At 63.8% G+C, this 14,512-nt stretch carries 12 protein-coding genes and 1 pseudogene; 8 read left to right on the top strand and 5 right to left on the bottom strand.

Annotated features, from left to right (window positions below; translation table 11 throughout):
* The first annotated feature begins 107 nt into the window (after positions 1-107).
* The 5 genes and pseudogenes from ACEN9F_RS14855 to ACEN9F_RS14835 all read left to right on the top strand — a co-directional run bounded on the left by ACEN9F_RS14855 (position 108) and on the right by ACEN9F_RS14835 (position 5,004).
* On the top strand, positions 108-3,044 hold the full coding sequence (locus ACEN9F_RS14855; RefSeq protein WP_413420790.1) for a ribonucleoside-diphosphate reductase subunit alpha: 2,937 nt from the start codon (positions 108-110) through the stop codon (positions 3,042-3,044).
* A 78-nt stretch (positions 3,045-3,122) separates the two neighbouring features.
* Complete coding sequence (locus tag ACEN9F_RS14850; RefSeq protein WP_413420789.1) at positions 3,123-4,241, top strand: ribonucleotide-diphosphate reductase subunit beta; 1,119 nt, start codon at positions 3,123-3,125, stop codon at positions 4,239-4,241.
* A gap of 89 nt (positions 4,242-4,330) precedes the next feature.
* Positions 4,331-4,456, top strand: a complete 126-nt coding sequence (locus ACEN9F_RS14845) for a hypothetical protein (RefSeq protein WP_413420788.1) — start codon at positions 4,331-4,333, stop codon at positions 4,454-4,456.
* Positions 4,434-4,592, top strand: a pseudogene (locus ACEN9F_RS14840) (hypothetical protein); the annotation flags it as partial. The gene ACEN9F_RS14845 and the pseudogene ACEN9F_RS14840, both read left to right, overlap by 23 nt.
* A 79-nt stretch (positions 4,593-4,671) precedes the next feature.
* Positions 4,672-5,004 carry a tetratricopeptide repeat protein gene (locus ACEN9F_RS14835; protein WP_413420787.1) on the top strand — a complete coding sequence of 111 codons (333 nt, stop codon included), beginning with the start codon at positions 4,672-4,674 and terminating at the stop codon, positions 5,002-5,004.
* 47 nt (positions 5,005-5,051) lie between these two features.
* On the opposite strand, the gene ACEN9F_RS14830 is transcribed toward ACEN9F_RS14835, so the two are convergent.
* Positions 5,052-6,545, bottom strand: coding sequence for an FAD-dependent oxidoreductase (locus ACEN9F_RS14830; RefSeq protein WP_413420786.1), 1,494 nt, complete (start codon positions 6,543-6,545; stop codon positions 5,052-5,054).
* Positions 6,546-6,626: 81 nt separating this feature from the next.
* Between ACEN9F_RS14830 and ACEN9F_RS14825 the strand changes: the two genes are divergently transcribed.
* The 3 genes from ACEN9F_RS14825 to ACEN9F_RS14815 all read left to right on the top strand — a co-directional run bounded on the left by ACEN9F_RS14825 (position 6,627) and on the right by ACEN9F_RS14815 (position 9,626).
* Entirely contained in the window at positions 6,627-7,097 is a 471-nt protein-coding gene (locus ACEN9F_RS14825) for a MarR family winged helix-turn-helix transcriptional regulator (RefSeq protein WP_413420785.1), read from the top strand.
* 947 nt (positions 7,098-8,044) lie between these two features.
* Complete coding sequence (locus ACEN9F_RS14820) at positions 8,045-9,013, top strand: transcriptional regulator (protein ID WP_413420784.1); 969 nt, start codon at positions 8,045-8,047, stop codon at positions 9,011-9,013.
* 97 nt (positions 9,014-9,110) lie between these two features.
* Positions 9,111-9,626: a YggT family protein gene (locus ACEN9F_RS14815; RefSeq protein WP_413427067.1), complete on the top strand. Its 516-nt coding sequence runs from the start codon at positions 9,111-9,113 to the stop codon at positions 9,624-9,626.
* Positions 9,627-9,708: 82 nt separating this feature from the next.
* On the opposite strand, the gene ACEN9F_RS14810 is transcribed toward ACEN9F_RS14815, so the two are convergent.
* Genes ACEN9F_RS14810 through accC form a run of 4 tightly spaced genes read right to left on the bottom strand, consistent with a single transcriptional unit; the run spans position 9,709 to position 14,461 of the window.
* The gene (locus ACEN9F_RS14810; protein WP_413420783.1) at positions 9,709-10,647 is read right to left on the bottom strand and encodes a carbohydrate kinase family protein; all 939 of its coding nucleotides are present in this window, start codon (positions 10,645-10,647) and stop codon (positions 9,709-9,711) included.
* A 9-nt stretch (positions 10,648-10,656) separates the two neighbouring features.
* Positions 10,657-12,135 (bottom strand): DUF3426 domain-containing protein, encoded by a 1,479-nt coding sequence (locus ACEN9F_RS14805; RefSeq protein WP_413420782.1) that lies wholly within the window; start codon positions 12,133-12,135, stop codon positions 10,657-10,659.
* Positions 12,136-12,143: 8 nt separating this feature from the next.
* Entirely contained in the window at positions 12,144-13,076 is a 933-nt protein-coding gene (gene prmA / locus ACEN9F_RS14800; RefSeq protein WP_413420781.1) for a 50S ribosomal protein L11 methyltransferase, read from the bottom strand.
* Entirely contained in the window at positions 13,076-14,461 is a 1,386-nt protein-coding gene (gene accC / locus ACEN9F_RS14795; protein ID WP_413420780.1) for an acetyl-CoA carboxylase biotin carboxylase subunit, read from the bottom strand. Before accC ends, prmA begins: the two co-directional genes overlap by 1 nt.
* Positions 14,462-14,512 lie beyond the last annotated feature (51 nt).

Raw genomic sequence — 14,512 nt, 5'->3', positions numbered from 1 at the left:
TTGAGAGAATTACAAGTCTGCCGGGCCGGGTTACACCCTTTTATGGCATTTTTTTACACAACATACGCCGCGCAGCCATGACTGCACGCTGTTATCGGGGAGCTTAAATGCAATCTACTCAAGACATCACCATCAATCCAGCGCTGGTACCAGCAGCGTCTGCGAGCACCGCCAGCAGCCCGGTCACGGCCGCCAGCGACCTCGGTGACTACCGCATCATCCGCCGTAACGGCGCGGTCGTCGCGTTTGAACCGTCGAAAATCGCGATCGCCGTCACCAAGGCCTTCCTGGCCGTGAACGGCGGCCAGGGCGCCGCTTCGGCCCGCATCCGCGAATTGGTAGAGCAGCTGACCGCCAGCGTGGTCTCGGCGCTGGTGCGCCGCCAGCCGTCCGGCGGCACCTTCCACATCGAAGACGTGCAGGACCAGGTCGAGCTGGCGCTGATGCGCTCCGGCGAACATGACGTCGCCCGCGCCTATGTCCTGTACCGCGCCAAGCACATGGAAAAGCGTCTCGCCGCCAAGGAAGCGCAAGGCGCCGCCGCCGCGATCGACGCGCCGCAGATCCACGTGCTGGAAAACGGCGAGCGCAAGCCGCTGGAAATGAGCCGCGTGACCAGCCTGATCAACGCCGCCTGCATCGGCCTGGAAAAACACGTCGACGCCGACGCCATCGTCGCCGAGACCCTGAAAAACCTGTACGACGGCGTGCCGGTCGAAGAGCTGCACAAATCCGCCATCCTGGCCGCCCGCGCGCTGATGGAAAAAGATCCGGCCTACTCGCAAGTGACGGCCCGCATCCTGCTGCACACGATCCGCAAGGAAGTCTTCGGCAAGGAAGTCGCGCAGGGCGCGGCAGCGGCCGAATACGTGACCTACTTCCCGCAATACATCGCCAAGGGCATCAAGGAAGAACTGCTGGACGCCAAACTGGCCGAGTTCGACCTGGCCCGCCTGGCCAAGGCGCTGGTCGCCGACCGCGACCTGCAGTTCGGCTACATCGGCCTGCAGACCCTGTACGACCGCTACTTCTTGCACGTGCGCGACATCCGCATCGAAATGCCGCAGGCCTTCTACATGCGCGTCGCCATGGGCCTGGCCCTGAACGAAGGCGACCGCGAAGCGCGCGCCATCGAGTTCTACAACCTGCTGTCGACCTTCGACTTCATGTCGTCGACGCCGACCCTGTTCAACTCGGGCACGCTGCGTTCGCAACTGTCGTCGTGCTACCTGACCACCGTCTCGGACGACCTGGAAGGCATCTACGACGCCATCAAGGAAAACGCGCTGCTGGCCAAGTTCGCCGGCGGCCTGGGCAACGACTGGACCCCGGTGCGCGCGCTGGGCGCCCACATCAAGGGCACCAACGGTAAATCGCAAGGTGTGGTGCCGTTCCTGAAAGTGGTCAACGACACCGCCGTCGCGGTCAACCAGGGCGGCAAGCGCAAGGGCGCGGTCTGCGCCTACCTGGAAACCTGGCACATGGACATCGAAGAGTTCCTGGACCTGCGCAAGAACACCGGCGACGACCGCCGCCGCACCCACGACATGAACACCGCCAACTGGATCCCGGACATGTTCATGAAGCGCGTGATGGAAAAGGGCGAGTGGACCCTGTTCTCGCCATCGGACTGCCCGGACCTGCACGACCTGGTCGGCAAGGCCTTCGAGAAAGCCTACCTGGGCTACGAAGCCAAGGCCGCCGCCGGCGAAATCCGCGTGTTCAAGAAGATCGTCGCGCTGGACCTGTGGCGCAAGATGCTGTCGATGCTGTTCGAAACCGGCCACCCATGGATCACCTTCAAGGACCCATGCAACATCCGTTCGCCGCAGTCGCACGTGGGCATGGTCCACAGCTCGAACCTGTGCACCGAGATCACGCTCAACACCGGCCCTGACGAAATCGCCGTCTGCAACCTGGGTTCGGTCAACATGCCGGCCCACATGAAGGAAGGCAAGCTGGATCACGTCAAGCTGCAGAAGACCATCCGCACCGCCATGCGCATGCTGGACAACGTCATCGACATCAACTACTACGCGGTCGCCAAGGCGAAGAACTCCAATATGCGCCACCGTCCGGTCGGCCTGGGCGTGATGGGCTTCCAGGACTGCCTGCACATGATGCGCGTGCCGTTCTCGTCGCCGGAGTGCGTGGCCTTCGCCGACACCTCGATGGAAGCGGTGTGCTACTACGCCTACCTGGCCTCGACCGAGCTGGCCGAAGAACGCGGCCACTATCAGTCGTACAAAGGCTCGCTGTGGGACCGCGGCATCCTGCCGCAGGACTCGATCAAGCTGCTGGCCGACGAACGCGGCGGCTACCTGGAGCAGGACACCTCGGCCGCCATGGACTGGACCCCGGTGCGCGAGCGCATCAAGAAGTTCGGCATGCGTAACTCGAACTGCGTGGCGATCGCTCCGACCGCGACCATTTCGAACATCATCGGCGTGTCGGCCTGCATCGAGCCGACCTTCCAGAACCTGTACGTGAAGTCCAACCTGTCGGGCGAGTTCACCGAGATCAACGCCTACCTGGTGCGCGACCTGAAGGCGCGCGACCTGTGGGACGAGGTCATGATCGCCGACCTGAAGTACTTCGACGGTTCGCTGGCCAAGATCGACCGCATCCCGAACGACCTGCGCGACATCTACGCCACCGCGTTCGAAGTGTCGCCGACCTGGCTGGTGGAAGCCGCTTCCCGCCGCCAGAAGTGGATCGACCAGGCGCAGTCGCTGAACATCTACATGGCCGGCGCCTCGGGCAAGAAGCTGGACGAGACCTACAAGCTGGCATGGCTGCGCGGCCTGAAAACCACCTACTACCTGCGCACCACCTCGGCGACCCACACCGAGAAATCGACCTCCAAGACCGGCGCGCTGAACGCGGTGGCGGTGGACGGCGGCATGTCGGCCAGCGCCAAGGCTGCGGCGGCGCCGGCTGCTGCGGCCCCGGTGGCGGCGGCCGTGACGGCCGAGGCGGACGGCGAAGCCTGCTACCTGCGTCCTGGCGACGACGGTTTCGAGGAATGCGAAGCCTGTCAGTAAATCGTACTAATATATAGAGTGAACCGTCCCGGCCCGCCGGGCGGTTCTTTTTACACCGAATTCAGAAGGAAACTCACTATGTCGCTGTCCTGGGACGAAGAGGCCGCACCGGCCGCATCGCAAGCTGCTGTTAATCAAGCCGCGCTGGCCGCCACCGAAGGCAGTGTCGAGCAGGTCGCCCTGCGCGTCAACGCCGACGACAAGCGCATCATCAACGGCAAGACCGACGTCAACCAGCTGGTGCCGTTCAAGTACAAATGGGCATGGGACAAATACCTGGCCGGCTGCGCCAACCACTGGATGCCGCAGGAAGTGAACATGCAGCGCGACATCGAGCTGTGGAAGAACCCGAACGGCCTGACCGACGACGAGCGTCGCCTGGTCAAGCGCAACCTGGGCTTCTTCGTCACCGCCGACTCGCTGGCCGCCAACAACATCGTGCTGGGCACCTACCGCCACATCACCGCCCCCGAGTGCCGCCAGTACCTGCTGCGCCAGGCGTTCGAGGAAGCGATCCACACCCACGCCTACCAGTACATCGTCGAGTCGCTGGGCCTGGACGAGGCCGAGATCTTCAACGCCTACAACGAAGTGAAGTCGATCCGCGACAAGGACGAGTTCCTGATCCCGTTCATCGACACGCTGACCGACCCGGCCTTCACCACCGGCACCGTGGAAAACGACCAGAAGCTGCTGAAGTCGCTGATCGTGTTCGCCTGCCTGATGGAAGGCCTGTTCTTCTACGTCGGCTTCACCCAGATCCTGGCGCTGGGCCGCCAGAACAAGATGATGGGCGCCGCCGAGCAGTACCAGTACATCCTGCGCGACGAATCGATGCATTGCAATTTCGGCATCGACCTGATCAACACGATCAAGATGGAAAACCCGCTGCTGTGGACTCCGGCCTTCAAGGAAGAGATCAAGCAGCTGTTCCTGCAAGCGGTGGACCTGGAGTACGCCTACGCCGAAGACACCATGCCGCGCGGCGTGCTGGGCCTGAACGCCACCATGTTCAAGGGCTACCTGCGCTTCATCGCCAACCGCCGCGCCACGCAGATCGGCCTGGAGACGCTGTTCGACCAGGAAGAGAACCCGTTCCCATGGATGAGCGAGATGATCGACCTGAAGAAAGAGCGCAACTTCTTCGAGACCCGCGTCATCGAATACCAGACCGGCGGCGCGCTGAACTGGGATTAAGCTTTACAGTCACTTCGCATGCAGCCTCTTACTGTCAAAGTAAGGGGCTTTTTTTCGCACCTTCACTTCACATTCCCGGCCTTGCTTCCATGATCAAATCTATCGTTTTGGCAAGCTTGCTGCTTGTCGGCGCCATCAACTCCGGCGCCGCCGAGATCGATCGCGCCAAGGCGCTCTATCTCGCGGGGAAGCATGAAGAGGCCTTCCCACTCTAAATCCCTCTACTGGTATCAGAAGGCAGCCGCATCCGGCGACGCGCTGGCGCAGTACTATGTCGGACTGGCGTACACCCATGGCAGGGGCGTTGAGCGCGATCCCGCGAAGGCCGTTGAGATGATGTCGCTGTCCGCGAAGCAGGGCAATATGATGGGCCAGCACAACCTTGGCGTGGCCTCTCGCCGCGGACCCGGTCAAGGCGCAGGCCTGGTTCATGAAAGCCGCCGAAAGCAAGGACCGCGACACGCAGTATTCGGTTGCCAAGGCCTACATGCAGGGCCAGATCGTTTCGGCGGACAGTGTGAAAGGCGTCGACTACTTCAAGCGTGCGGCCGCGCAGGGCCACGTCGAGGCGCAGTACAGCCTGGGCTATATCTACACGAATGGCATGGGGGCCGCCCGCAATCTGGCCGAAGGCGCGCAATGGATGATTCTTGCGCAGCGGGGAGGGCATCCGCAGGCCGCCGCCGCGGTCGAATCTCTCCGCAAAATAATGGCCTCCGGCGATTTCGACGAGGCGGACAGGCTCGCGCAGCGCCGGTTGTAAACGCATCGCGCGATGCTCGCGCAGCACGGCCGGTACCGCTGCAGTGCTTAGCTTTGCAGGCCCACGGCCGCCAGGTACGCCGCCAGCGCCGGGCTGTGCTCGTCGCGGGTGAGGGCGGCGAGGTAGCCGTCGGGGCGGACCAGGGCGATGTCGCCGGCCTGGAAGCCGTAGGCGTCGCGCAGGTGGCCGCCGTTGTCGCGCAGCTCGGCGCCGGCGCCGACGTCGATGATGCGCAGGCCTGGGCGTGCCGGAATCGCCGGCGTGTCGCGCGCCTCATAGCGCAGCATAATCCACTCGCCGCTATTCAATAGTGTAAACAAACGTACAGCCTGTCCGGCCGCGCCGATGCATGGCGCATCCGGCGCGCGGTCGCCGGCGCGCGGCGCGGCGCCGTCGCCGCGTTCATCGAGCGACAAGGTGGACGAGCGATAGCCCAGGTCGAGCTGCTGCGCCTCGCGCCCGCGACGCACATCGCCGCGCTCGCGCATCGCGTCGAGCAGCCTGGCGGACAGTCCCAGCATGCCGGCGGCGATCCCGCGCCGCTCCGCTTCGTAGGTGTCGAGCAGCGCGTCCGGCGCGCCGGCCAGCACCGCCGCCAGCTTCCATCCCAGGTTCCAGGCATCCTGCACGCTGGTGTTCAAACCCTGGCCGCCGGTCGGCGGATGGATGTGCGCGGCGTCGCCGGCGATGAACACGCGGCCGACCCGGTAGCGATCCGCCAGCCGCGAACTCATTTCATACACCGAGCGCCAATGCACCGCCCGCACGTCGATGTCGCCGCGGCCGGTGCGCTCGGCGATGACGGCGGCCAGCCCCGCATCCGACGCGTCGAACTCGCCCTCCAGCGCGATCGGCATCTGCAGCTGGAACAGCGCGGTCCCCATCAGCGGGCACAAACTGATCTGGCGGGGGCCGTCGCCCCAGCGATGCCAGGCGTCGCGCGACAGCCCGGCCAGCGTCAGGTCGGCCACCACCGCGCGCATCTTCATCGCCTCGCCGGGGAAGCCGATCGCCAGCGCCTTGCGCACGAAGCTGCGGCCGCCGTCGGCGCCGACCAGGTAGCGCGCCCGCAGCGCGACCTCGCCGTCCGGCGTGACCACGCGCGCGGCGACGCCGTCCGCATCCTGCTCGAAGCCGTCCAGCGCATGCGCGTAGCGCGGCGCGTGGCCCAGCTCCGCCAGCCGCGCGCGCAGGATCGCTTCGGTCAGGTGCTGCGGCAGCATCAGCGGCTGGCCGTAGGGTTCGGACGGCGAGGGCGCCGTCGCGTCGATCGCCTGCTGCTCGTCGTAGCCGCCGTCGGCGCGGTACTTGCGCTGCGGCGGATAGTGGCCGCCGGCCGCCGCCATGCGGTCGGCCACGCCCAGCGCTTCGAAGATTTCCAGGCTGCGCGGCTGGATGCCTTTGCCGCGCGAACCGCTGAACGGCTGTTCAGCTTTATCGATCAGCACAAAGCCGACATGGCGCCGCGCCAGGTCGATGGCGAGCGTCAGGCCGGCGGCGCCGGCGCCGCAGATGAGGATGTCGGTGTGGATGGGATTCATGCTTCACTCCTATATGTGTGTATTTTGCACATATTATTCTTGGCCGAAAATCGTGTCAAGAATTATGTGTATAATGCACATATGAATAAAGATATCCGGGATATGCATGACGCGCTGCTCGACATCATCGGCTTCATGAGCCGACCCGAGCCCGACGTCGCACTGATGGCCGACATGTCGATGCCGCTCGAACGCGCGCTGCTGCCGCTGTTGGTGCGCATCGACCGGCGCGGTCCGATCGGCGTGGTGGAGCTGGCCGAAGTGGTCGGCCGCGACTACACGACCGTCAGCCGCCAGGTGGCGCGGCTCGACGAACTCGGGCTGGTGGTGCGGCGCGCCGGCGCGCGCGACAAGCGGGTGCGCGAAGCGGAGGTGACGGAGCTGGGACGCGAGATGGCCGACGCCATCGACCGCACGCGCGAGCAGCTGGTCGGCGAACTGATGGCCGATTGGACCAACGCCGAACGGCGCGATCTGGCGCGCCTGCTGAAGCGCGTCGCCGCCGACATGAACGAATGGCTGGCCAACCGCAGGCACGACGACGCCGAATAACTCGCCGCGCCATCTCGCAAGCAGCCCAAGCCGGCGCTGCTTAACGCCGATTTACAATCACGAAGCTGAGCGCGGGCGCGCTGGCGAAACGCAGAGGCGCTGCGGCGCACCGCTGTATTCTGCTTGCCATTCCTCGCACTCTGTCTCATAATCGCGACGAATTTAAAAACAGTGAGTAGCGGCGGCGCGCAGGCGATGCGCAAGCGCTCTCGAATTCGGAAGCGGGCGGCGCGATTTTCGCGGCGGCGATGGAGACATCGCAGAAACCCAGGCGGAATAAGGCGCGCTTTGAAGCGCGGATTTTCCGCGCGGCGCGCGCGGCGCCTTTCCGAACGAGATTGAGCGCGCACATCGCGAACGCGGCGACGCAAGCCGGCATGCCGAACCGGCATGCGTATGTGAATTGGCGAGCTTAAGTCGAAAAAAAAGCGCGTGATATCTATCGTGCTGGTTGCGCACCGACAAGGTTTTCGTGTACTTTACGAGATTGAAAATGCGTGAATGTAAATGCAGCGTTTTTTTAAAGCGCGCATGCCGCAGAAATGATCGCGATACGGGATTTGATTCACACAGATATGCACAAGACCACACCGTTTTTGTTCAACCGTCTTGCCTGATTAGGTTCGGGCTGGGCGGTTTTTTCTTTGAAAACGAAAACCGTGAATGGCTGCGACGTAGGTCCCTGGAGCTGAGTACACGCCCGACCACCCGCAAAACGTCGCAACAAGATTAGTACCTGTACGCCGCTCCGGCCACGGACGGCGGGCAGGTCGATGGCTGAAGCGCTGCACTCGTGAGGGGTTGCAGCAGTTCAGCTGGTGCCGAATTCATTAGCGCAAACCGTATTCTGTTTGTGCCGATGAATAATTCGCCTGGCCCAATCCGGGGCCGGACGGGTTTAAATCTTGTAATGAATTTTTCCCATCCCCGATGAAGGAGAACTAAAAATGGCAACTGCCGCAAAGAAACCAGCAGCAAAAAAGCCGGCCGCTAAAGCCGCCGCCCCAGCGAAAAAGCCTGTCGCAGCGAAAGCCGCCGCCAAGCCAGCAGCCAAAGCTGCCGCTAAACCAGCCGCTAAACCAGCAGTGAAAAAAGCCGCTGCCAAGCCAGCAGCGAAAAAAGTCGCCGCTAAACCAGCAGCTAAACCAGCTGTGAAAAAAGCAGCCGCCAAGCCGGCAGCGAAAAAAGTAGCCGCTAAACCAGCAGCGAAAAAAGTCGTCGCTAAAGCAGCCGCCAAGCCGGCAGCGAAAAAAGAAGCCGCTAAGCCAGCAGCGAAAAAAGTCGTCGCCAAAGCAGCAGCCAAGCCGGCAGCGAAAAAAGAAGCCGCTAAGCCAGCAGCGAAAAAAGTCGCCGCCAAGCCAGCAGCGAAAAAAGTCGTCGCTAAAGCCGCAGCCAAACCAGCCGCTAAAAAAGCAGCCGCCAAGCCAGCAGCAAAAAAAGTAGCAGCTAAGCCAGCAGCGAAAAAAGTCGCCGCCAAGCCAGCAGCGAAAAAGCCGGTTGCCAAAGCAGCAGCCAAGCCAGCAGCTAAAAAAGCTGTCGCCAAAAAACCAGCAGTAAAAGCGGCAGCCAAACCGGCTGCAAAGGCCGCGGCTAAGCCAGCAGCAAAAAAGCCGGTTAAGGCGGCCGCCAAGCCAGCAGCCAAGCCAGCAGCTAAACCAGCAGCCAAGAAGCCAGTCGCTAAGAAAGCCGCCGCTAAACCGGCAGCCGCTCCAGCACCGGTGGCAGCGGCAGCACCGGCAGCCGCTCCAGTAGCAGCTAAACCAGCTGTGAAAAAAGCTGCGCCGAAGAAGGCTGCACCGAAGAAGGAAGCTGTCGCCAAGCCAGCCGCTCCTGCTCCAGCAGCTGCTCCAGCAGCAAAAACCGTGTTGGCGCCGGCAGCAGCATGGCCGTTCCCAACCAGCACGCGTCCTTCCTAAGCCTCATCGCTTAGGTGCCTGCTGAGGCAACCGGCCGCTGTGTGAGACAATCACACAGCGGCTTTTTTATTGGAGGGGATTCGTGCTTAGTATTGTCATGTTGATTGTCGACGCCATTGCCACCCTGTTGGGCGGAGCCTTGTTGCTGCGCTTCTGGATGCAGGCGATCCGCGTCCGTCCGCCATCGTCGGTGGCGCAATTTACTTTCCAATTATCGGACTGGCTGGTGCGCCCCATGCGCCGCATCGTGCCGGGCGTGGGCGGCTACGACTGGGCCAGCCTGATCGGCGCCTTCCTGATCGTGCTGCTGGCGACGTCGGTGCTGTTCATGGCCGGCTGGAGCGCCCAGGCGGTGCTGCTGATGGCCTTGCAGCGCTTCCTGCAGTGGATTTTGTACGGCTTCATGGCGCTGCTGGTGATCGAGGCGGTCTTCAGCTGGATCAATCCGCATGCGCCGCTGGCGCCGTTCGTGCGCGCGCTCAACGAGCCGCTGCTGCGTCCCATCCGCCGCGTGGTGCCGCTGGTGGGCAACCTGGACCTGTCGCTGCTGGTGGCGCTGATCCTGCTGCAGATCGCGAATATCCTGCTGGGGATGGCGTTCAGCGGACGCTGAAACCCGTCGCCATAAAAAAGCCCCGTCGGCCCGAAAGCGCTCAAGATCGCGTTCGGTGCCGACGGGGCTTTTTTACTGCTGCTTAGTAGCGGTAGCCGAAGGCGGCTTCGAACTTGTCCGCGATCTCGGCGGCGGTCGGCTTGTGGTTCTGCGCGCCCTTGCTGGCGATCTTGATCGCGCCCAGCAGGCTGGCCAGGCGGCCGGTGGTTTCCCATTTCCAGCCGTTGGTGATGCCGAACAGCAGGCCGGCGCGGTAGGCGTCGCCGCAGCCGGTCGGATCGATCGCCTCGGCCACCGGCACCGCCGGGATCTCGATGCGCTGGCCGCCGGTGTAGATCTCCGAACCCTGCTCGCCGCGCGTGATGATCAGCGCTTCCAGGCGGCTGGCGATGTCCGGCACGGTCAGGCCGGTACGGTCCATCAGCAGTTCGATTTCGTAGTCGTTGGTGGTGACGTAGGTGGCCTTGTCGATGAACTCAATCAGTTCTTTGCCGTTGAACATCGGCAGCTGCTGGCCCGGATCGAAGATGAACGGGATCTGCAGCTTGGCCAGGTCGGCGGCGTGCTTCTGCATGCCCAGGTGGCCGTCCGGCGAGATGATGGCGAGCGCGGCAGGACCGGCCTTGGCGACCTCGTTCTCGTGCGCATACGACATCGCGCCCGGGTGGAAGGCGTTGATCTGGTTGTTGTCTTCGTCGGCGGTGACGAAGCACTGCGCGTTGTAGGCATCCTGCTTGACCAGGATGTTGTCGGTCGCCAGGCCCAGCTTGCGGAAGCGCTCCATGTAGGCGGCGTTGTCCTGGCCCATGACGCCGACGATGCGCGGGTCGCCGCCCAGCAGCTTGAGGTTGTAGGCGATGTTGGGCGCGCAGCCGCCGAACTCGGTGCGCATGGTCGGCGCCAGGAACGAGACGTTGACTTTATGCAGTTGGTCGGCCAGCAGGACGCTGTCGAAGCGGCCGGGGAATTGCAGGATGGTGTCGATCGCGATCGAACCGCAAATCAAAGAGGTTTTGGTCATGATAGTTCTTTATGGATAGAAGACTGCGATGTGATAGCCGGATGCTTTCAGCTCGCTCAATTCGAAGTACAGTTTGACAGATTGTTCGGTGTGCGGTGCGAAGCCTTTGTCCGGTGCGGCATCGGCGCCGAGGTAGTCGCGCGGCGCGAACACGCGGCGCAGGATGCGCTTGTCGGCGGCGTCGTCCAGCACCAGTTCGATGTGCGGCCAGGCTTGCGCGGTCGCACCCTGGTTGCGCAGCAGCGTGGTGAAGGAGAAGGTGGTCTCGCTCAGGGTCTGCAGCTCGCCCTGTTCGATGGTGAGGTCGTCGATCTGGGCCGGCAGTTCGATCTTGCAGCCGAGCGCGTTGCAGGCGGCCAGCAGCGCCGGCTTCAGCGGCGGCATGGCGGCGGCGATCTGGTTGCGGAAGGTGGTCAGGCCTTGCGCGGCCAGCGCGCCGACCAGCAGCAGCGAGCCCAGGCTCATGGCGATGGTCGCGGCCTTGCCGAACTTCTGGCGGCGGCGGTCGCGCTTGACGAAGCCGGGTTCGTCGGCATCCGGTTCGGTTTCTTCTTCGGGCGCTGCCGCTTCCACTGCGGCATGCAGATGAGCATGGGCGCGGGCAGTCTGTGCTTCGGCCAGGCCGGCGGAGGAGAGCTGGACCAGCGCTTCCTCGTCGACATCGTCGAGCTCGTCCGCACGCGGCGGGCGCGCCGCTTGCGGCTCTGCGGCGGATTCGGTGACGGACTCGGCGACGGCGTCGTCGGCCGCCGGCTCGTCCCACGTCGGCTCGCGGCGGTCGCCGGCGGCCAGCATTTCCGCGAAGAAGTCGGGCGATGGTTCGTCGACGGTCTCCGGCTCGCGTTCCGGCACGATGGACTGCTCCATGACGGCCAGTTCCGCTGCCAGCGCGGCTTCCAGTTCGTCGTCGGACAGCGCCTCGACGCTGAGCGCGTCCTCGAAAGGCGGCTCGTCCTCGGGCCGCGGTTCGGATTCGGCGGCCGGCTCAGGCTCCACGATCGGCTCTGGCTCCGGTTCAGGTTCGACGTCCAGGTCGAGATCCAGCGGCGCTTCGGCTGTGGCCGGCAGGATGGCGGGTTCGGCTGGCAGCGCAAACGGCGCCGGATCCGGCTCGACCGCAGGTTCGGGCGTCAGTTCTGGTTCCGGCTCCGGCGCGATGTCGAGCGCGATATCATCCGCGGGCGGCGCCGCTTCGGCGGCATCCAGCGCGGTGTCGAGTTCCAGCGTATAGATAGCTTCATTGCCCAGCACTTCGGCGGCGCGGGTGTCCAGCGCGGCCATCTTCTCGTCGAAGGGCGTGGTGTCGGGCAGGGGAGTCGCCGGCTGCGGTGCCGGCTGGGATTTGGCGATCGGCTCCAGCAGGGCCGCATTGCCGTCGAAGACTTCATTACAGGAGCCACAGCGCACTATGCCCCCACGTAATTTCAGCTGGTCATGAGCGACCCGAAATGTCGTGTTGCAGTGGGGGCATTTAGTGGCGAGCGCCATTGCCGTGGTTAGCGTGCCGCCGGAGCCGTGTCGCTGCCGAGGCGGCCGTGCAGCGCCACCCAGCCTTCTTGCTCAGCCCATACGCCCAGCTTGATGAACGGCGCGTAGGCCGCGGCCACTTCTTCCGCCTGGCGCGCCAGCACGCCGGACAGGATCAGCGCGCCGCCTTCGGCCACGCGGCCGGACAGCATTGGCGCCATCAGCTTCAGCGGGCTGGACAGGATGTTGGCGACCACGATGTCGAACTTCTGCGTCGCATGCTTCGACTCGGCGAAGGTATCCGGCAGGAAGAACGCGATCTCGCAGTGGTTGCGCTGGGCGTTGTCGGCCGCCGATTCGATCGCTTGCGGATCGATGTCGACGCCGGCCACTTCGCCCGCGCCGACCTTCTTGGCGACCATCGCCAGAATGCCGGAACCGCAGCCGTAGTCCAGCACGGTCTTGCCCGGCGCCGGATTCGCTTCCAGCCACTCCATGCACAGACGGGTGGTCGGATGGCTGCCGGTGCCGAAGGCCAGGCCAGGGTCCAGCTCCAGGATCAGGGCGTCGGGATTCGGCGCTTCATGCCAGCTCGGCACGACCCAGATGTTCTTGCCGATATGAATAGGCGCGAACTGCGACTGCGTCAGGCGCACCCAGTCCTGCTCCTCCACCTTGCGGGTGGTGAACTTCGGCAGCGATGCCAGGCCGACTTGCCCCGCTGCCGCTGCCACGATCACGGCCTGGTCGTCATCTTCGTTGGTCAGGGCGACCACGCGGCTGTGATCCCACGCCGCTTCGGTCGGTTCCATGCCCGGCTCGCCGAACAGCGGTTTTTCCGCGTCCGTGCCTTCGTCCGCGTCTTCCACGGACACCGACAGCGCGCCCACGTCCATCAGCGCTTCCGACAGTGCTTCCGCGTGCTCGCGCGCGATTTCGATGACGATTTCAGTCCAGCTCATTATTGTGGCGCCTTGTTGCTCAAGCTAAGTTTGTGCAGTTCCGGCATGTCGGCCAGCTTCTGCTCCAGGTAGTGGATGTTGGTGCCGCCTTCGATGAAACGGGCGTCGACCATCAGCTCGCGGTGCAGCGGGATGTTGGTCGAGATGCCTTCGACGACCATTTCCGACAGCGCGATCTGCATGCGGCGGATCGCCTGCTCGCGGGTGGCGCCGTAGGAGATCACCTTGCCGATCATCGAATCGTAGTGCGGCGGTACATAATAACCTGCGTAGGCATGCGAGTCGACGCGCACGCCCGGGCCGCCCGGCACGTGCCAGGAGGTGATGCGGCCCGGCGACGGCGTGAACTTGAACGCGTCCTCGGCGTTGATGCGGCACTCGATCGCGTGACCGGACAACATCACGTCGCGCTGGCGGAAGCGCAGCTTCTCGCCGGCGGCGATGCGGATCTGTTCCTGCACGATGTCGATGCCGGTGATCATTTCGGTGACCGGGTGTTCGACCTGCACGCGGGTGTTCATCTCGATGAAGTAGAACTCGCCGTTCTCATACAGGAACTCGAAGGTGCCGGCGCCGCGGTAGCCGATCTTGCGGCAGGCTTCGGCGCAACGGTCGCCGATTTTCTCGATCAGTTTGCGCGGGATGCCGGGCGCCGGCGCCTCTTCGATGACCTTCTGGTGGCGGCGCTGCATCGAGCAGTCGCGTTCGCCCAGCCAGACGGCGTTTTTGTGTTCGTCGGCCAGGATCTGGATTTCCACGTGACGCGGATTTTCCAGATACTTCTCCATATAGACTTCCGGATTGCCGAAAGCGGTGCCCGCTTCGGTCTTGGTCATGGCCACGGCATTGATCAGCGCCGCTTCGGTATGCACCACGCGCATGCCGCGACCGCCGCCGCCGCCGGCCGCCTTGATGATGACCGGGTAGCCGACCTTGCGCGCAATTTGCACGATCGCCTTTGGATCGTCCGGCAACGCGCCGTCCGAACCCGGCACGCACGGCACGCCGGCCTTGATCATGGTCTGCTTGGCCGATACTTTGTCGCCCATCAGGCGGATCGATTCCGAACGGGGGCCGATGAAGACGAAGCCGGATTTTTCCACGCGCTCGGCGAAGTCGGCGTTTTCCGACAGGAAGCCGTAGCCGGGGTGGATCGCTTCGGCGTCGGTCACTTCGGCCGCGCTGATGATGGCCGGCATGTTCAGATAGCTGAGCGTCGACGGCGCTGGACCGATACACACCGATTCATCCGCCAACTTCACGTATTTGGCGTCTTTGTCCGCTTCCGAGTGGACCACGACCGTCTTGATACCCATCTCGCGGCAAGCGCGCTGAATACGGAGGGCAATTTCGCCACGGTTGGCAATGAGGATTTTTTCAAACATGATAGGTTCGCGTATGTCTGTGAGCGCCGGCGGACCGGCAACGTCAGGTAG

The sequence above is a fragment of the Duganella sp. CT11-25 genome (genome assembly GCF_047302815.1).
Lineage (GTDB): Bacteria > Pseudomonadota > Gammaproteobacteria > Burkholderiales > Burkholderiaceae_D > Rugamonas.
The sequence above is the reverse complement of the archived record's forward strand: the minus strand, read 5'-3'. Positions and strand labels throughout refer to the sequence as shown.

What these genes read in the sequence shown, in the direction of transcription:
- ACEN9F_RS14855 (WP_413420790.1), top strand. Translation starts at nt 108, where the DNA reads ATGCAATCTACTCAAGACATCACCATCAATCCAGCGCTGGTACCAGCA.
- ACEN9F_RS14850 (WP_413420789.1), top strand. Translation starts at nt 3,123, where the DNA reads ATGTCGCTGTCCTGGGACGAAGAGGCCGCACCGGCCGCATCGCAAGCT.
- ACEN9F_RS14845 (WP_413420788.1), top strand. Translation starts at nt 4,331, where the DNA reads ATGATCAAATCTATCGTTTTGGCAAGCTTGCTGCTTGTCGGCGCCATC.
- ACEN9F_RS14835 (WP_413420787.1), top strand. Translation starts at nt 4,672, where the DNA reads ATGAAAGCCGCCGAAAGCAAGGACCGCGACACGCAGTATTCGGTTGCC.
- ACEN9F_RS14830 (WP_413420786.1), bottom strand. Translation starts at nt 6,545, where the DNA reads ATGAATCCCATCCACACCGACATCCTCATCTGCGGCGCCGGCGCCGCC.
- ACEN9F_RS14825 (WP_413420785.1), top strand. Translation starts at nt 6,627, where the DNA reads ATGAATAAAGATATCCGGGATATGCATGACGCGCTGCTCGACATCATC.
- ACEN9F_RS14820 (WP_413420784.1), top strand. Translation starts at nt 8,045, where the DNA reads ATGGCAACTGCCGCAAAGAAACCAGCAGCAAAAAAGCCGGCCGCTAAA.
- ACEN9F_RS14815 (WP_413427067.1), top strand. Translation starts at nt 9,111, where the DNA reads ATGTTGATTGTCGACGCCATTGCCACCCTGTTGGGCGGAGCCTTGTTG.
- ACEN9F_RS14810 (WP_413420783.1), bottom strand. Translation starts at nt 10,647, where the DNA reads ATGACCAAAACCTCTTTGATTTGCGGTTCGATCGCGATCGACACCATC.
- ACEN9F_RS14805 (WP_413420782.1), bottom strand. Translation starts at nt 12,135, where the DNA reads ATGGCGCTCGCCACTAAATGCCCCCACTGCAACACGACATTTCGGGTC.
- prmA (WP_413420781.1), bottom strand. Translation starts at nt 13,076, where the DNA reads ATGAGCTGGACTGAAATCGTCATCGAAATCGCGCGCGAGCACGCGGAA.
- accC (WP_413420780.1), bottom strand. Translation starts at nt 14,461, where the DNA reads ATGTTTGAAAAAATCCTCATTGCCAACCGTGGCGAAATTGCCCTCCGT.